Here is a 19,451-nt window from a genome sequence, read left to right on the forward strand (position 1 = left end):
ATGATTCTTTGTTTTTGTTTAAAAGAATTAAATTACATTAAGAAGCTCTTTTTTGTATGACAAAAAACATTAAAACAAAATCAAAAATAAAATTTCATTATAACACCGAATAATTTTGATGTTATAATGAAATCTATAAAATTCACTTTGTTTAGTTCATTTCTGTAACATTCCAAGTTGCTGGCTTTTGAGCCGGAGGGAATTCTTTAAAAGTACTTTTAAATTCCATCACATAGCTTCCTGCCCAACCAAACATAAAGATATGACGTGCATACCAATCTTGATATGAGTTAGTTTCTCTTGCTTTTTCGAATGGATCCATTCTTAAATCAAATAATAAAGGAGCTTTTAAACTTTCCAATTTGTAAATCCAAACTTCTTGACCAATCGCTTTTTGTTCCATATACATAGCTTTCCATCTGTCTCCAAATCGAATAGCTGATATTTCAGCAGCATCTGTACCGTAGATATAATATTCTCTTGGGTTTATATCAGTTTTACCACTCCAAAGAGGTAACATGTTATGACCATCTAAATGGTTTTTAAATGTTTTATTGTTAGATTTAAACGTACCTGCTTTTAATTTACTAGGGATATCTGATCCTCCTGCGGCAGCCAATAATGTTGGTACCCAATCTAAATGTGAGGTTACGTCATTAATAATAGTTCCTGGCTTAATACCATATCTTTCTGGGAAACTTGCCATAGCTGGCACTCTAAATCCACCTTCCCAGTTTGTCGTTTTTTCTCCGTGGAACCAAGTAACACCTGCATCTGGCCAAGTTGCTTGATGCACACCATTATCTGTTGTAAAAATTATAATTGTGTTATCATCAACACCTAATTCTACTAATTTATCATGGAACTCACCTACAATATCATCTAATCGAAGCATTCCATCGGCATAATCGTTTAACCCAGATTTCCCTTTGTACTTTTCGTCAATATGCGTCCAAAAGTGCATTCCTGTAGTATTCATCCAAGTAAACCAAGGTGTTCCTTCTTTAGTTTTTCTTTCCATAAAGTCAAAAGCTGCTGCTTGAAACTCATAATCAACCGTTTCCATTCTTTTTTTAGTCAATGGTCCTGTATCTTCAACTCTTCCATCTGCACTAGATTTTAAAACTCCTCTTGGACGTGGAACTCTACCATTTGCATCATTTGCTGGCCAATCTTCGTGCTCTGGCTCTTCTTCAGCATTTAGGTGATAAAGGTTTCCAAAAAATTCATCGAAACCATGTTTGGTTGGTAAAAATTCATCCTGATCTCCAAAGTGATTTTTTCCAAATTGACCAGTAGCATACCCAAGCGTTTTTAACATCTCTCCTAATGTCGCAGTTTGATCTTGAATTCCAACTTTAGCTCCAGGCAATCCTACTTTTGAAAGTCCTGTTCTTATAATGTGCTGCCCTGTAATAAAGGCCGCCCTACCTGCTGTACAACTTTGTTCACCATAATAATCTGTAAACTTTACACCTTCATTTGCAATTCTATCTATATGTGGTGTTTGATACCCCATCATTCCTTGACCATAGGTACTTAAGTTTGGGATCCCGACATCATCTCCCATAATAACCAAAATGTTTGGCTTTTTTTGTGCGAACAAAATAGTTGTTCCCAACAACATCATTAAAAATAATGATGGTAAATAGTTCTTTTGTGTTTTCATAATTGTTAAATTTTAATAGTTAAAAAATTGATTTTTATGTTTATGAGCTGATATTGACAAGCAAAATTAAAACTTGTGGTAAGTGAAAATTCTGCTTTATAAAATTGAGCTCAGCAATATTTATTTTTTTTAATACTTTTTTAGAGTATGTTATTCTGTTCTTATTTCTGATACAAAGATGAAGCAGATAACGTTCCTATATATTAGTATTTCACTTAATATTCATTTTTAGGTAAATTACCTAGTAATTGAAAATCCTATCACTTATTGTAACAGATCTAGAAAAAACTGAATAACTAGAGCATTTGAAATATCAATAAAAAATGCTCCTACAAGTGGAACTATTAGAAACGCCTTTGCTGAACCACCAAATCTCTTTGTGATGGCTGTCATATTTGCTATTGCCGTAGGAGTGGCTCCTAACCCTAATCCGAGATAACCTCCTGCTATTACTGCGGCATCATAATCTTTCCCCATTACACGAAAAACAACAAAAACCACATATAGAACTATTACAATCAATTGAGCAACCAATAGAAATAATATAGGCATAGCCAAATCAATTAGCGTCCAAAGCTGTAAGCTCATTAACGACATCGCTAAAAACAATCCTAAAGACACATCTGAAATCAATGCTGTTGACGGATTATCTACTCTATAATTTAACTTTTCATCAACTTTGCTTCCAATTATAGGAGCCACATTGGTGTAAATAATCCCCCCAAATAATGCGCAAACAAAAGGAGGCAATGATGCATTGACTTGTTCTAGCCCTTCTCCTATCAATATACCTAGCCCCATACTAAAAGAAATAGCTAGGATTGCCATCATCATATTGTCGTAACTAACAGTCATAATCTCTTCATGTCCCTCGCCTACTGTTCTTTCTTCTTTCACTACAGGCTTGAGATTATATCTTTTAATCAATTGAGCCGCTACAGGTCCGCCGGCAATACCTCCTAAAACCAAACCAAAAGTAGAACAGGCCAATCCTATTTCAAGAGCATTGGATATTCCGTGCTGTTCCATAAATTTAGGCGCCCAGGCAATTACAGTTCCGTGGCCTCCACTTAATGAAACCGATCCTCCTAGAACACCTACAGCATTTGAAAGTCCTGAAACCGAAACCGAAGCAATTCCAACAATATTCTGAAGAAAAAGATATCCTACTGCTACTACCATTAAAATCAATAGAGAAGCACCCCCTTTTTTTAATGTTTCAAATTTTGCTGATAAACCAATTGTTGTAAAAAAAGCGATAAGTAAACCATCCCTAGCGTCAAGGGTGTATTGCAATTCAAAATCAAAAACAAAATAGATTACAGCTGAAATAAGTGATGCTAAAATCCCACCTGTTACGGGCTCTGGAATGTTGTACTTTCTAAGAAACTCAATTCTCTTGTTAAGCAATTTCCCCATATAGAGTACTAAAATTGCAATGACTATTGTTCCATATCCTGATATCATAAGTGTGTTTTTAAAATTTTCATGGATTTAATTACATTGCAAAAATATATCAATGTAAAACCTTATTTATCAGCGAAATACCTAAACCAAACAATTAGGTAAATTACTTATGGTTACTTAAGTCCATAAAAAAACACCCAAAAGGGTGCTTTCATATTAACTAACTCAAATAATTTACTTTTTCTTTTTTACATAATTGGAAGTTTTACGTTTCCTGTATAATACATAATGTATATATTGATTATTTCGAATGATGCTCTTAAGTCTTCAATTAAATTTTTCATTGTTATAAGTTTTAGTGTTTAATTATACTTCAAAGATATGTAGATATAAAGGCTTATATATTAGCGAAATACCTAAACTAAATAATTAGGTAAAATACTTAAGAATTATTTAACCCATAAAAAAACATTCTCTATGTTAACAGAAGGAAGGAACCAATCTATCTGTTTCTGATATTGAGCTATAAACTAAATTTAATAAAGACTTCTGTTAATACTTGCTACTCACATCTTCTTGATGCTAATAATAATTGTATTTCTAAAAAGTTGGTTTTTCCGAATACTAATTTTCTTTATCTATTTCTACCAATATCGTGGTACCTCGACCAAGAACACTGTCAATTTCTAAATGGCCGTTAATAGCATCGAGTCTATTCTTCATACTTTTGAAACCTAAACCTTTTTCTTCTTCCTTTAAAATATGTTTATCAAATCCAACACCATTATCTTCAATCATTAATAAGTAAATGTCATCAAATTCTTTTAATTGGATGTCTACTTTGGTCGACTTGGCATATTTTGTAATATTATTTAACGCTTCTTGTAAAATTCTGTATAAAGCTATCTCTACTTGTTGGTTTGTAATTCTTTCAGACTTAAAGTTGTGGTGAAAATTAAATTCTGTTTGGTCATTAGAATTATTCATGTCATTTACAAGGCTTTCACAAGCTGGCAATATTCCATAATCTACAATAGCTTTTGGCATTAAAGTATGTGCTACAGTTCTTGACTCATTGATTCCTTTTTTTAAATATTGCCAACCAAGATCGAATTTATCTTTAATTTCATGCTTCATTCCTTCAATGTCTTTCTTCAGGCCATTAAAATTCAAAAAACTAATGGTTAATGTTTGTTGCAAACCATCGTGAATGTCTTGTGATATTCTGCTACGCTCTGCATCTTCGGTTCTTAAAATAGCTTCTAGCATTTCTTTGTTTTTCAATTTGCTAGCAGTTATATCTACATGGGTTCCTACAATTCTAACTGGTCTATTTTTGGCATCCTTTTCAACAATTTTACCTTTTACCTGTATCCAAACAATTTCTCCATTTTTTCCAACTAAACGATATTCATCATTTAGATATTCTTCATTATTTTTAACGATAAATAACTGGTGTGCTTTTCGTATTTTCTTTTTTTGTTCTTCAGAATGCATTAAGTTATAAATACCTTCTCTAGATTCTGGAAATTCATAGGGCTCAAATCCTAACATGGTATAAATTGCAGGGCTAAATCGCATGGTGTCACTTTGTACATTGTAATCCCAAATACCCTCGTTAGCTGCCTCTAAGGCATAAGCATAACGTTCATCACTCTCTTTTAATTCATTATTGATATCAATAATTTTCTGAGTACGTTCCTCAACAGTTTGTTCTAAATTTTCATTTAAATTATTAAGCTCTTGGTTTTGGCCTTCAATAGTGTTTTTTTGCTTTCGAATTAATCGAATTCTATTGAAAAGCATTACTGATGCCACAACTACAATAGCCAGAATTATTAATAAGAATAGACGTTCTTCTTTTGTTTTCTCTAATTTGGTGTTTTGAATTTCTTTTTGGCTTTCAAAATAAATACTGTCTCGCAATGCTTTTTTATCGTACTCATACTTAAACTCTTGACCAATAATTGCTCGTTTATTTTTTTCAGATTGAATACTATCATTTGTGGATATATATAACTTGTATGACTCCAATGCTAGTTTGTCATTTCCTAAAGAATCATATAATTGAAATAAATCAAAAGAAGCATCTCTAACCTCTGCAATAAACCTATTTTTTGAAGTCTCTAAGCTTTTGTTGAAATAAACTAAAGCCTGTTTTGTATTACCAATAGCTTTATAGTACAAACCCAATCCTCTTTGTGCCATAGCAATACCTAAAGTATAATTTATCTCTTCAGAAATAGTTAATGAACGTGATAAGTTTTTATAAGCATCTGGATAGTTTTTGAGGTGTATTTGAATTTTACCTATTTCTCTTAGCGCACGACCTATATACGCTTTATTACCAATTTCCTCAGAAATTAAAAGGCTTCTGTTTAAATATTCAAGTGCTTTATCTTGGTCTTTGTATTTTACAGAGGCTTCACCCAAATTTGCTAAAACCTTAGCAATACCTTCTTTATTAATTAATTTTTCATTTAGTTCTAATGCCTTATACGTATGCTCTAAAAATTGTTCTTTATTTTCCAGGTCGTAATGTGAACTTGCTATATTGATATGGTCTGTGGCAGCATTTGCTTCATCTCCATTTTTCTCATGAAAGGCTAATTGTTTCTGGAATAATTCTATAGCCATAGACAAATCACCTTTTCTTTTCTTTAAAAGTGCTAAATTGGTTAAAGAAGCACTCCTATCTAGTTCTAGTTCTTCGTATAAGCTAATACATTGTTCAAAACAGGCTTCTGCAGCTGGGTAGTCGTTTTTATAAATATAAACAATACCAATGTTGTTTAGGTTATTTGCCACTTGTTCTTTATCGTTTAACGCTTTTGATACTTCTATTGCTTTACGATAATAAACAATGGTACTATCATACTCAAACTTTTTATTAGTAACCAACCCAAACCTGGTATATGCTAGTGCAATACTTGAACTATCTCCATTTTGTATGGCAGTTTCAAAAGCTTCAGTATTTATTCTATTGGCAGTATCAAAGTCTCCTTTTTTATAATATACAGACCATATTACTCGTTTAGATTTAACTTTATATTCCTCAATTCCTTTTGTGTTTGCAAACTCGTAGGCTTTTTGAGCATAAAACAGGGAACTATCGGCGTTTGTTTTATTATACTTTTTAGCATATTCAGTTAACGCTTTTGCACGATTGAAATCTGACTGTTTTTCATCATCCCAAACATTCCGTAAAGAATCTAACTTATGCTGACCAAAGCATGGGCTCACAAAAAAACCAAGCACAAAAATTAATAGAATGTAGTGTTTCATTATGTTAATATATAAATTTTAAAATATAAATGAATCCTCTAAAGAATTAATTAAATAGTTCTAATTATTCTTTTTCACTTTTGTTAATCTGTTTTATGAGTCGGTAACTTAAAATAGATGCAATAACAACCCCTATAATTCCAAATATTGAATACCCATTAAAAACGGGAGGTACTTTAAATGACCAAAGCATTGCTGATCCTAAGAAAATTGCTGAGGTAATTAATCCCATAACAATTCTGTTGATTGATTTTTCTAAATTTTTATGATCCAGACTTATATTGAAATTATCTGTATTTGCTTTTCTAATTAATTTATCCAAAGCATTTGGAAATGATTCAGCAATATGCTCCCATTGATGCACATTCTTTATCATTTTTTTGACAAATGTTTTAGGAGAAAGTCGTCTCTCTAATATTTTGTATTGATATTTTTCGAATAAAATGGCAATATTAAAATCTGGATTTAACAAACGTGAAGAACCTTCTAATAAAGTTACAACACGCATTAAACTCGACATGTTTACTGGTATGAAAATATGATGCTCCTGAATAATTGAAGTTCCTTCTTTAATGGCCGAACTCATATCAAATTCATTCAATGGCACCCCTAAATATTTATCTATAAACTCATCTATTTGATAGGTTAACGTATCATAATCAACACCTTTAGGTAGTGTAAACATATTAAAAATGGTATTTTTAATATGCTCTGCATTTTTTTGAGCCACTCCAATAATTAATTCTTCAAAAATCGCATTGGTTTTAGCATCTAATTTATGAACCATTCCGCAATCGATAACTCCAAGAGCACCATCTTCTTGAACTAATAAATTCCCAGGGTGAGGGTCTGCATGGTAAAATTTATCTCGAAACATCATCTCCATAAAAACATCTGCACCTTCTTCTGTAAACGTTGATTTTGATTCTTGATCCCAATCTAATGTATTCACTTTATCCAATGAAGTTCCTTCTAAAAACGTCATGGTTAAAACAGTTTTCCCAGAATATTCACGAAACGGAATTGGAAATACAACCCTATCATCGTTTTCAAAATTATTGGTGAATTTTTCTATATTTTGAAATTCTTTTACAAAATCTAACTCATCCAACATAGTTTGCTTGAACTGTTTGGCAAGCTGTAATGGGTGCATTAATTTTAAATGGCCACCGTGTTTTTCAGCTGTACTAGCTAGTTTCAGTAAAATTTCTAAATCTTCATTAATTCTATCCTCAATATTTGGGTGCATCACCTTTACAACAACCTCTTCTCCGGACAATAATGTTGCTTTATGCACTTGTGCTATTGAAGCAGAAGCTATGGGTTTTACAGAAAATTCCTGAAATAAATCGTTAATTGATTTTATCCCAAATTCTTTTTTAATTTGCGCTCTTACTTTTGCAATTCCATCAGCTTTTGTAGCCGATTGTAGCTTACTCAATTCTTGTGCAACTTCTTCTCCTACAATATCCGATCTTGTACTTAATATTTGACCAAATTTGATAAAAGTAGTACCTAATTCATTTAATGCCATCCTAATACGAACAGGTTTAGGTAGATGAAGAACATCCTTACCTGAATCGGTTTTTAAATATTTTTTGATTTTTTCATTGTCAAAATATTTAAGCCAGTCTACAATATCATATTTGGCAAGAGTTGAAATAATTTCTTTCAACCTTTCCGAATTATATCTTGAATTTATTGAAGTTTTCATAGATGAGAAATATTATATTATTGAATTGTAAATTTAGTATCATTAAAAGGGTTGGCTATAAGAGTAATACTTATGTTTTTAATTTAGGTAATTTACCTAAACGGAAAAGCACCCAAAATCTGGATGCTTTTAATTTTATGTGATCGTTTTATTGGTATTTTCGATCTCCAAATAAGTTGATGAAATATTGAAAAAGATTTATAAAATCTAGGTACAACGTAAGAGCGCCCATAATTGCTTCCTTTTTATTTTCATCTGTTCCTTCATTACCAATTACATTGAGTTGTTTTATTTTTTGAGTATCATGTGCTAAAAGAACAATAAAAATAAGAACACCTACATAATTAGAAAATTGAAAAATCACTTCATTATGTAGGAATAAATTTGTTAAGGTCAATATAATAAGTCCAACAAGAGCCATAAAGGCAAAATTCCCAATCTTAGTTAAATCTGTTTTCGTTGTATAACCAACAACACTCATTACTGCAAATGTCCCCGCAGTTACTAATACTGAAGTAGCAATTGAATCACCTGTAAATAGTTGAAATATGAACGAGAATGTAAAACCGTTTAATACAGCATAAAGTATAAATACAAGGCTCGCCATTTTTGCACTCATTCTTTTTACAGCACTACTCAAATAAGCTACACAAGCAAATTGAGCAATTAGCAATCCATAAAAAAAGATGTTGTTTTGTAATAGTGGTTGAAAAATAGCTGAATTTAAATAGGTGAAATAAGCAATTATTCCTGTAATTGAAAGCGCAACGGCCATCCAACCATAAACTTTTGTTAAGTAATTATTTTGTTCTGTAATAACGTAATTTGTTTCCATTTTATTTAGTTTTATTAATTTCTAAACAAATGTCATTTAAAACTGCCTTTTGACTCTTAGAGAAACTCTTAAACAAAAAAAATAGGCGATTCGCCTATTTTTTTTGTTTACTAAAATGGAGTTGCTTAGTAAGGATAAGATTTAATAATTTTTATTTGCTCTCCTCTTTTTAATAGCTCTTTTGATGTTTTTGCGTTGATAACACTAGTAAGATCAATCGTTAAAATATTTCCAGTTCTTTCACTAAGTGATTCAATGGTTTCGCCCTCTTTAGCATGTACTATATGCATTCGGTTTACTTTAACATTGTTTTTTTCTTTAGCTGTTAATTTTCTTAATGAATGTACCGTTTGCTCTAATAGCTTTAGTTCTTGATGTGTTGCAATACCCATTATGTTGAACAACTTATCATTTAAAGGCATCCAAAGTGCATAGGCATAAACAGTTGCATTTGCAGTTTTGTCTTGAAATGAAATTAAAAAACCATTTTTATCACCTATCTGGTATAATTGTGAACCTGTCATTTTCCCCTTGTATTCCGATTTTAAATTTTCAATAAATTGTTTTGCGGAATTTTCTGGGCTAATAGTTGGGTTTACTAAGGTTACGTGTATACCCGACTGCTGCGTATTGTTGTAGGCTGTAATACCAGCGTTTTGATTATCAATAGTCCATTTTTCAGGGAATTCTATATAAAAATCTAGATCTGGATGTATAAAAACATTTTCATTTACCACTCCTTTACCTGGACTTTGACCAAATAATGTTCCTTCAAATTCGTTTAAAAAGTTAGAAGAAACTGGTTCTTTTACAAACATATTCAACTCAGCAATTTCAGATTGTATTGCCTTAGTTCGATCTGGTGTATATGGGTGGTCGTTAAAATAACTTTTTTGTTCTTCTTGTTGTGTAGCCACCTCAACAGTTTTAGACAACCTAGTTAAAGCAGTAATCATAGCATTTGGATTGTAACCTGCCTTTGCGGCTAAACGAATGCCCTCTTCATCAGCTTCTGTTTCTGACTTCCTTCCGTAGGAAGCAAAAAGTAAAGAATTAGAAGTTTCAATTGGAGCGTTAAATAAAGCGCCCAAATCTTCATCAATAACACCAATCAAATTCCCTGGAATTTCAAGTAATTTTGGAAAAATACTTTTCTTCAGTTGTTTAACAGAATGACGATTGTTTGAGTGTATTATTTCGTGACCTAAAATACACGCTAATTCATCTTCACTTTCTAATATTGGGATAAGCCCTGTTGTTACATATAAATACCCTCCTGGTAAAGCAAATGCATTTGGTGAAGGATCTTCAACTAAATGAAATTGATATTCAAACAAAGGATTTTCTAATTCCGCAACCAACCTGTTTCCAACTCGGCGTACATAAGCGGTTTTATCAGCATCTTTGTAAATGCCCATTTCTGATTCCACCATTTTGGCATTCTGTTCTCCTAGTAATTTATCCAATTCTACATTTTGAGCGTAAAATGGAACGGAAAATAGAAATAAAAGTAAGGTGATTGCGATTTTTTTCATTTTTATTTATTTTTTAATTTTATTTGAAAATATTAAGATTGCAGTTGAGCTGTTTTGTACACTGCTTTTCCTGTTAATGCTAAAGTAACACCATCAATTAGTAATTTTACTCCTAAGTAAATTCCAATAACATAAGTACTAGCTTCAGGCCAATTCATAAAAACGAGTACTCCTAATCCAATTCCTATTATACCACTAAATAACAAATACATTCCACCTCCAATTGGTATTAAAGAAAATGAGTAGACTAATTGTGTTAAACCATCAACAATAAAATAAATAGCCATTACAAATGTTAACGCTTCTAATCCCATATCTGGATTTCCAACAACCCAAGCACCTCCAACAATCATAAGAATTCCATATAAGTAACGAGTTAAAAGTGATCCCATGGAGAAAGAAGTAATTGCAAATAGTAGTCTCAATACTCCTCCAATTATCATAAATATTCCTATTGCTGTTACTGATACTTTTCCAAATCCTTCAGGGTAAACCATAGCTACAACACCTAGTATGGCCATAAGAATTCCCAATATCATTATACTTTTAAACGATTTAGTAATTACGCTTGTTATTATCTTTTTTGTTTTCATTTTGTGTTTGTTTTAAAGTAATTTTAACTAACTATATTATTTGTTTGCTTCGTAAGTTTCGAAAGCTTTGTCAATTTTATTTTTTTCTTCTTCGTTTAATTCAGTATAACTCTTTACAATTTCATTCTTTAAGTTGTTGTACTGAGATTTTACTCCCTTTTTAAATTCACTAACTTTATCTACAGTTAATGACTTTACTTTTTTTAGTTTAAATGCTAGTGCAATATTCGCTACCCCATAAATAATTAGTCCAACAGCTGTTAACACGAGTACTGTGAAATGGCCTATTATTGGAAGTAAAATCATAAAAGAAGAAATACTGATAAGCGCTACCCCAAAAAGTAAAAACCAGCCCCAATCTAAAATTCCTAAATTCTTAAGATCTAACGAAGCTCCAATCATATTTACACCTCTAAACAATAACCAAAACCCAACAAATACTGGAAGTAAAACAATTGAGATAACAGGATATGATATTAAAATAATCCCTATAAGAACTTCAAAAATCCCTCCGGTTAAATACCAACCCCAACCTGATAAATATTTTCTGTTTGTAATTGAAAACAAAACATTCGAAAATCCATTAACGAATACTAAAATACTGAATACCCATGCTAGGGTTAAATAACTTTCTTGAGGTGTGTAAAACACATAGATACCACCTGCGATTAATACAATTCCTGATAATAAAAATAACCACCAGTTCTTAATTGTTGCGATTGATTGTGAAATAATATTTGACATAATAATTGTTTTAAAGTGTTAATTGATTTTATTTGTTCTTTTCTTAAAATTTACCCATAAATTCTCTAATCTGAGCATTTACATCTTCTTGGGTTTTATTGTATTTTTCTTTTAACTTATCTGCAAATTTTTCAAAATCCTGATCGATTTTTTTTACATCGTGATGTGTCAATTTATCCCATTCCAATTGCATTTCTTTTTGAACTTCTTCAGTTTTGTTTTCAAAAGCTTTTTTTGCTTTTTCATACTGTGCTAAAGCATCTCCTTTTTGCTCTAATAATTTTCCACTTGCTTTATCAAGATTTCCTTCAATTTCCATTTTTTGGTTATGTGTGGTTTTACCTAACCATATTTTTGAATCTCCTTGTACTTGATTTAATTTTCCTTTTAATTGATTCGTATTCATAATATTGTTTTTTTTATTTAAAATTTTATTTGTTTTTGTTTCTTTTAACACTACAAAGATTCAACTTTTATGAACTCTAACAGTTAGTCTATCACCTAATCATTAAATTTAGGCGAATTACCTATTAACAAAACTTAGTCGCTCTTTGTTGGGTTATTCTGCTAAAGGAAAAAGCCCAGAACAAATGTTCCAGGCTTTTTAATATTCTTTTAATTTCCACAGATAAGCATCTGTATAAATTAGCTATTGTTTAATGGCTATAAATTAAAACTGCATGTTCAATGCTGAATAAAACTGAAGTAATGGTTGGTTAGGCCCTTTGTGTAAAACCGAATACTGAGGTTCTATAAAAAAGTTAAGTACTGTTTTATTTATCTTCAATACTTTTCCTACACCTATTCCTAATGGTACATTATAGTTTCCGTTATTTAAATTAAAATTCCACGTTGGTGCAGTTCTAAAATAAACCCCTTTTCCTGCCTGAATAAATGCAAAAGGCTGAAATGCAAAGAAATCCACATCTTTCCTATTTGAACTTCCCGCAAAATCTGTTCTCCAAATTGCTAAAGCTCCTGTTTGAAATTGAGCAGAAACTGCTGCGAAAACAACTGCTGCTGCACCTGCGGTCCACTTTCCTGTTCCTAAATAATCAGATGTTGCCGTTGGAGCAGATACTGAAGGTCCAATTCCAAATGTAAATTTTGGTTTTGAAACGGCTAAATAAGCAGCGAAAAGATCTACATCACCTAAGCCAGATTCGTCCAACCCTGTTTTATCACTTGAATAGGTTCCTACTGGAACTGAAGCTCTCCAAAGTACGCGTCCGGTTGGAGTTGCGAAACGTAACCAGTAAGTACTAGATGTTGCTTCACTATCACCCGATAGATTAGGTGAATAATACTGTTGCATATTAAATGCGGTAATACTTGCCAATGGGTTATTGGCTTGTGCCTTTTCTTCATCTGACTGTGAAAATGAAATTACTGTAAAAAGCAAAGAGACTGTTAATAATAGAATATTTTTCATTGTTTAAATTTTTAAAGTGTTATTGTTTATGACGCAAATATTTAACGATTTCACGTTTTAGCTATTGGTTTTTTACTTAAATAAATAAACTAGGTTTTTTACCTGTTTTATTGATTGATATAAGTTTTTATTTTCATTAGATTTGTTCTAATGGCAAAATCTATTGCACATATCGGATTAAATTCAACTAAAGGCTGTTTTTTAAAGATTCTTTTTTTTATAGTAATTTGTTTCTTCAGTAGTGATTTATACTCTCAAACAAAAGGTTTAGATCTTAATATCCCCATCTCCCACTATGAGCATAAATCCTGGAGTAAGATTAACACTACACCTATTAATAGAGTTTTTAATTTTGAACAAGACAGTCTTGGTTTTTTATGGATGGGGACTGATAGAGGGTTGTTAAGGTTTGATGGGACATCTGTTAAATCCTTCAATTACAAAGATTATCCTATTTTTAAAAATGATAATATTCGTTTTGTTAAAATGGGAAAAAATAACACGCTATGGATTGCGAATAGAAGGGGTGTTTTTTATTTAAAAGACAATCTTATTAAAGAAGTAAAACTTAATAATAAATCTATCACTAAAGTTCTTTCATTGGTGATTGATAAAAATAACAAAATCTGGGTTTCAAATACCTATGGAGGTTTATTCACTATTGATAATTTTAAAGCTAAGGAAGAGCACCTTTTTGATAATAGTGATATTAGAGTGATGAAGGTTTTTTCCGGTCACGATAATAGTATATGGGTATCTGCAAGGAATGGACAGTATACGAGTCTTTGGAAAATGAATGCCAATAAACAATTTATTCAAAAAAAAATAGACTCCCCATTAAACAGTCCAGTGGATGGTTTTTCTGAAAATAAGTATGGCGTATTGGCCATTATCAATATTAATGGTAAAGTTTATAAAATAGCCGGTGAAAATGTAAGTCACATCCATACTGTTAAAGACTATAATGATTATTCAAGAGCTATTAAAATAGATGAAAATGGCGCTATTTGGTTTGGTGGTGAGGGCTTACATAAATTATATAAAGGCAAATTAGATAATTTTCACCAGGCAGATGGACTTGGAAACAATCGCGTTCAATCAATATTTTTCGATAAAGACAAAAACTTATGGGTAGGTACTTTTTCTGGATTGGATTATTTTTCTAAAACTCCATTTAAAACAATTCAATTAAAAGGAAATAAACCTATTAGAACAATATGTGTTTTAGAAGATAATGACCAAGAAGTATTAGTAGGTTCCAAAGATTTTGGGTTGTTAATTGAGCGTAACAACAAATTATTAAAAATTGATGGATTAAATGAACTTGGTGCTACAATACATTCTTTATGTAAAACAAACATTGCAAATGAATACATAGTTGGAAGTCTTAATGGACTGTTTAGAATTCAAAAAAAGAATGGTAATTTTAGAGTTATTCATCAATATTCTTCAAAAATTGTGTCAATTGCCTTTATGAGAGCAAATGGAGAATTGTGGTTTATGGAAACAGACGATCAACCCAATAATCCTAACAATAAAACAACTTATGTTATCAAAGATGGCAAAAAACATCAAATTTCAACACTAGACCATTTAAACGTACTCTCATTATTTGAAGATAGTAACCTTAAGTTGTGGATTGGCACCATGCAAGGATTATATTTCTGCGATGTATTGAATGAAAGTTGTTGCGCCGTTAACAAAAATCTTTTTTTAGAATCTAAATATATCATGAACATTGTTGAAGATGCATTTGGAACTGTTTGGGTTGGAACTTATGGAAGTGGACTTGTTGAAATTAAAAGCGAAAAAGAAAATTATTTAGATACCAGAAATAATTTACCTGAAAATCAGGCCTATTTACACTTTGCAGCAAATAAAAAAGGTTTGTGGTATTTTACCAGAGATAAAAAAAATGGAAAATTTCAAAGAATTATTTTGGATTCTATCAATAATCAAGAGGAATTTATAACTGAAGAAATTTATTCTGTCCCAGGTATTGTAAATGTAGAAGGAATTTCTGGGTTTCCCACTTTCGTTCAAAAAAGTGATCATAGTTATGTTTTAGCTTCTTCCAATTCTTTATTAAAATTTGACCCAATGAGCGTGGTTGATATCCCTCCAGTATTTCGAATGGATAAAGTTTTAATAAATAATGTTGAGATCAATTTGAACGATCTTTCAACAATTGAAGCGGATGCTATCAATTTTGAATTTCACTATTCTTCTTTAGATTTTGTTCGGGGTGACAATCAACTATTTGAATATAAACTAGAAGGGTTTGATAAAAAATGGCAACAAGCAGGTGCTAGAAAAGTTGCTTATTATTCTAATTTACCCGCTGGTAATTATAGTTTTAAGGTACGAGTTAAAAATTATGATAATGTTTATATTGAAATGCAAAGTCCACTATTGTTTTCAAAAAAACAATTTTGGTATAAAGCACCATTTGTGTATTTCATTTATTTTATTGTAGGCGCAAGTATTATTGTACTCATATTTCGATTGCGATTGAAATCTCTTAAAAGACAACGCAAAATATTGCAGAATAAAGTAGACCTTAGAACTAGAAAACTACAAGAATTAAACGAATCCTTGGAAGAGATTATTGCTAAAAGAACGGAAAAAATAACAAAAATAAATAAAGAATTAACCGAAAGTGATGAGCGTTACAAATACGCTTTAGAAGCTACTAACGAAGGGATTTGGGATTTAAATATTGTAAATAATGCTATTAAATTCAGTCCTTCAATATACACTATGCTAGGTTATAAACCTTATGAGTTTAAAGAAAGTAGATATGAAATTTATAAAAGGATTTCAAACGAAAGCGAAAGGCAAGAACGTATTGATATTCATAACGAATTGATTTCAAAAGGTAGTAACAATCAGTTTTTAGATGAATATAAAATAAAGAAAAAAGATGGAAGTGAAATTTGGGTTCAAATTAAAGGAAAAGTTGTTGAAAGAGATAAAAATGGGGCTCCTGTTAGGGTTGTTGGAACACAAATAGATATTACGTCCGAAAAAAGAAAAACTCAAGAAATGTTAGAAGCTATTTTAAAAACAGAAAACATTGAACGAAGTAGAATTTCAAGAGATTTACATGATGGCTTACAACAAACATTAACAATAGCTTCTCTTAATTTTCAAAGTGCTAAAAAAGAATTATCAAAGTTTAGCACAATTGCCATTAATAAATTTGAAACTGGATGGGAGTACCTTCAAAAATCTATTTTAGAAAGTCGCTCTGTAGCACATTCACTAATGCCTAAAGCAATTATAGATTTTGGAGTAATATCAGCTTTTGAAAGTTTAATTAACCAAATTAATGCAAGTACGGAAACTACAGAATTTAATTTTTTTCATAATTTTAAGAAAGAAAGAATAAAAAATCAAGAAATTGAAATAACTTTATACCGTATTTTACAGGAATCAACAAATAACATAATCAAATATGCAAAAGCTAAAAATGTTTCGATTCAGTTAAAAGATTACGACAATATGTATATGCTTACTATTGAAGATGACGGGATTGGTTTTGATGTAGCAACCACAAATAAAAATGGAAAAGGATTTGGCTTTCAAAGTATGAGAAATAGATTGGAAGCTATTGATGGATTTTTAGAAATAGAAAGTAGAATAGGGCAGGGTACCACAATAATAATTGAAATTAATAAAATCATTTAAAAAAATGAAAATGAAAAAAATTAAACTTTTTTTAGTAGATGACCATAAAATGATCCGTGAAGGATTGAAAAGTTTTTTAGCTGAACTTGAAGATTTCGAAATTGTTGCAGAAGCTGAAAATGGTATTGATTGTTTAAACCAATTAGAAACTGTAAAACCCGATGTTGTTTTAACCGACTTAAATATGCCCGAAATGGATGGGCTAGAGTTGACCAAAAATATTAAAGAAAAATACCCAGATATAAAAGTAATTGCTTTAACAATGTTGGGAGAAAGCCAACATATTAAACAAATGTTATCCGATGGAGCGATGGGATATTTGCTAAAAGATTGTAGTGAAGAAGAATTAATTAAAGCAATAAAAAATGTTTATAACGATGGTACTTATTATTCTCCTGAGGTAACCAATATTATTTTAAATAATATTCGAAAAATTAAACCTGTAACCTCAAAAGTTGTTACTGAAATGCCTTTAACTGATCGTGAAAAAGAGGTGCTTTATTTAATTCTAAAAGAAAAATCGAATAAAGAAATTGCCGAAGATTTATTTGTTAGTGTGAGAACAGTAGATGCCCATAAAAGAAATTTACTCGATAAAACAGGTAGTAAAAATGTGGCAGGTCTAGTACTTTACGCTATTGACAGAAAGTTATTTGATGACATATAGGTAAATCACTTAGAGAGTAATTTAGGTTATTTACCAACGGCTATTTTCTAATACCCACATACATTTGTACACTATAATAAGTACACAATGTTAGTTGGTAAAGAAAATAAAATAAATTCGAAAATTGTAGATGAAATATCTTATGTGTTTCCCATAGTTTTTAAAAACTATGAAGACGTTATGAGAGATATTGATACAATGTATCAACCAAGAATTCTTATTGTTAATTTAATGGATGTTGGCCAAGTTGAGGAAGAAGTTATTTCTAAATTAAAAGAAAAATTTCCCGAATTAAAATGTATAGCCTTGCATTGCTATCAATCATTAGAAATGATTCAAAAGACTCTAGATAAAGGTTATGATGATTATATTTCAATTTTTGACTTATCCGAAGGTTTTTTAAAATTATTGATTGAGCAAAAAGTTGTTTAATGTGCAATGCTGTTTTTGCTACTTTATGGTTATCTTTTCCTACTTACTTTATAAAAAGTAAATCATCGTAATGCGTAACCAATTGTACTTGCAATTTCCCCAAATTTAGGAGGTGTTTATAATAATCTCTTAAGTTATGTTCATTCATGATTTTGAAATTTATGGCTAAGCTTCTGCTTTCATCGCTATTTTACCTTCTTAAATACTCGTATTACATCACTATAGAGCATATTTCATTCCGTTAGCACTTCATTTCATAAAGCTTCCAATTCCTAACAGTAAGAGCTTGAAAAAAAGCCTGTCTTGAGCTTAGTCGAAGGGCACTTACTTTTGCCTCTGCGCTTTTTAAATCCGTTTCCATAAAAATAAGCACTACAAAACAGAATATTCCGCAGGTAATAAGGTGTTCGCAATACGCTCCATTTTGTTTCATAAAATATATCTGCAAGGTAAATTATAGTTTTATATGTCATTTCGAGCGCAGTCGAGAAATCTCCCTAAATAAGTTACAATCACATTCAAAAACCTTGCATATACCATAAATTGCACTAATCGTCCACAGTCCTCATTTAGCACAATTTATTTATTGTATTACACACAATACACGTATTGCTCACGCATAGCTATCTTTTGCCCCTAAAACCCATTAAGGTATAAATACATAATTATTAGGGGCAAACCGCTATTACACAATTTTGGCTCGCCTGCTGCTCACTTCGGGCTAAAAAAAAGGGTGTCACAGTTTTTGATTGCAGCCATTTTGCATATAATTTAACCCCTCCTTATCACTCGCGTTTAAACCATATTGCAAACGCACACAAGAGCAAAGTATTCCGTTCATCATTCATCGTTTAGGCACTCCGCTACATTCAATAAATAGTATAATTCAATACCTAAATAACATATTGTAAATAAGTTATTCTTTACAAACTAAAGCGAAGTGCACATCACTCTTCATTCTTCACTACATAAATTGCCCTTGCCTTTCCCACCGCATCAAAAACACCGCCACCCTTGCGTGTACCACGTAGTTGTTGCACGTACTTATGCCGATGGCAACGTACTTTTGCCCCAACACCCTTCGTTCAACTCGCCGGCGGCTCGCCTAAATGCTATCGCATTTTTGCTACGCAATTACCTGCTATTTTAGATTATTATACATTCATCAATCTTCTTTTTTTAAATTAACTTTAAAAACGGTTTTTAATAGATAATTTGTTGCTTCTTCATCAGTTATAAGCACCTTCTTTTTTTTTAGGTACTTTAATTTCTTTTTTAGGATATAATCTGTTTTCAAGCGCAATTAGCCTATTTTCAATATCAATTAATTTATCTAAAATAATTTTATTAGAGGTCTTCATAAAGCACAATTTAGGTCTAAAAAATAAAAAAGTTAGCAAATATCGGTTGTTCCCTGCAGCAGCCGCACTTATGTAATCAAGCTCAAG

Annotated in this window: 14 protein-coding genes; 3 read left to right on the forward strand and 11 right to left on the reverse strand. The window is 31.2% G+C overall.

Annotated features, from left to right (window positions below):
- Nucleotides 1–151 precede the first annotated feature (151 nt).
- From ACFQ5N_RS00770 to ACFQ5N_RS00815, 10 genes are all read right to left on the reverse strand, one after another.
- Nucleotides 152–1,669 (reverse strand): arylsulfatase, encoded by a 1,518-nt coding sequence (locus ACFQ5N_RS00770; protein WP_386806911.1) that lies wholly within the window; start codon nucleotides 1,667–1,669, stop codon nucleotides 152–154.
- Nucleotides 1,670–1,933: 264 nt separating this feature from the next.
- Nucleotides 1,934–3,136: a sodium/glutamate symporter gene (gltS, locus tag ACFQ5N_RS00775; protein WP_386806913.1), complete on the reverse strand. Its 1,203-nt coding sequence runs from the start codon at nucleotides 3,134–3,136 to the stop codon at nucleotides 1,934–1,936.
- A 564-nt stretch (nucleotides 3,137–3,700) separates the two neighbouring features.
- Nucleotides 3,701–6,361 (reverse strand): tetratricopeptide repeat protein, encoded by a 2,661-nt coding sequence (locus ACFQ5N_RS00780; protein ID WP_386806915.1) that lies wholly within the window; start codon nucleotides 6,359–6,361, stop codon nucleotides 3,701–3,703.
- Nucleotides 6,362–6,425: 64 nt separating this feature from the next.
- Nucleotides 6,426–8,075: an ABC1 kinase family protein gene (locus tag ACFQ5N_RS00785; protein WP_386806917.1), complete on the reverse strand. Its 1,650-nt coding sequence runs from the start codon at nucleotides 8,073–8,075 to the stop codon at nucleotides 6,426–6,428.
- A gap of 148 nt (nucleotides 8,076–8,223) precedes the next feature.
- Nucleotides 8,224–8,910, reverse strand: coding sequence for a Bax inhibitor-1/YccA family protein (locus tag ACFQ5N_RS00790; RefSeq protein ID WP_386806919.1), 687 nt, complete (start codon nucleotides 8,908–8,910; stop codon nucleotides 8,224–8,226).
- A 125-nt stretch (nucleotides 8,911–9,035) separates the two neighbouring features.
- Nucleotides 9,036–10,445, reverse strand: coding sequence for a M48 family metalloprotease (locus ACFQ5N_RS00795; RefSeq protein ID WP_386806921.1), 1,410 nt, complete (start codon nucleotides 10,443–10,445; stop codon nucleotides 9,036–9,038).
- Nucleotides 10,446–10,477: 32 nt separating this feature from the next.
- Entirely contained in the window at nucleotides 10,478–11,038 is a 561-nt protein-coding gene (locus tag ACFQ5N_RS00800) for an HdeD family acid-resistance protein (RefSeq protein WP_386806922.1), read from the reverse strand.
- Nucleotides 11,039–11,074: 36 nt separating this feature from the next.
- Entirely contained in the window at nucleotides 11,075–11,782 is a 708-nt protein-coding gene (locus ACFQ5N_RS00805) for a DUF308 domain-containing protein (protein ID WP_386806924.1), read from the reverse strand.
- A 43-nt stretch (nucleotides 11,783–11,825) separates the two neighbouring features.
- Nucleotides 11,826–12,188, reverse strand: a complete 363-nt coding sequence (locus tag ACFQ5N_RS00810) for a CsbD family protein (RefSeq protein ID WP_386806926.1) — start codon at nucleotides 12,186–12,188, stop codon at nucleotides 11,826–11,828.
- Between the two features lie 264 nt (nucleotides 12,189–12,452).
- Entirely contained in the window at nucleotides 12,453–13,214 is a 762-nt protein-coding gene (locus tag ACFQ5N_RS00815) for a hypothetical protein (RefSeq protein WP_386806928.1), read from the reverse strand.
- A gap of 150 nt (nucleotides 13,215–13,364) precedes the next feature.
- Here ACFQ5N_RS00815 and ACFQ5N_RS00820 point away from each other — a divergent pair, with 150 nt between their 5' ends.
- The 3 genes from ACFQ5N_RS00820 to ACFQ5N_RS00830 all read left to right on the forward strand — a co-directional run bounded on the left by ACFQ5N_RS00820 (nucleotide 13,365) and on the right by ACFQ5N_RS00830 (nucleotide 18,003).
- A complete protein-coding gene (locus ACFQ5N_RS00820) occupies nucleotides 13,365–16,904 on the forward strand; it encodes a sensor histidine kinase (RefSeq protein WP_386806930.1) in 3,540 nt (1,179 codons plus the stop codon).
- Between the two features lie 10 nt (nucleotides 16,905–16,914).
- On the forward strand, nucleotides 16,915–17,571 hold the full coding sequence (locus ACFQ5N_RS00825) for a response regulator transcription factor (protein ID WP_386806931.1): 657 nt from the start codon (nucleotides 16,915–16,917) through the stop codon (nucleotides 17,569–17,571).
- Nucleotides 17,572–17,658: 87 nt separating this feature from the next.
- Nucleotides 17,659–18,003, forward strand: a complete 345-nt coding sequence (locus ACFQ5N_RS00830) for a hypothetical protein (RefSeq protein ID WP_386806933.1) — start codon at nucleotides 17,659–17,661, stop codon at nucleotides 18,001–18,003.
- Nucleotides 18,004–19,232: 1,229 nt separating this feature from the next.
- Here ACFQ5N_RS00830 and ACFQ5N_RS00835 read toward each other — a convergent pair.
- Entirely contained in the window at nucleotides 19,233–19,364 is a 132-nt protein-coding gene (locus ACFQ5N_RS00835) for a hypothetical protein (protein WP_386806934.1), read from the reverse strand.
- Nucleotides 19,365–19,451 lie beyond the last annotated feature (87 nt).

Source organism: Lutibacter holmesii (assembly GCF_042679665.1).
Taxonomy (GTDB): Bacteria; Bacteroidota; Bacteroidia; order Flavobacteriales; family Flavobacteriaceae; genus Lutibacter; species Lutibacter holmesii.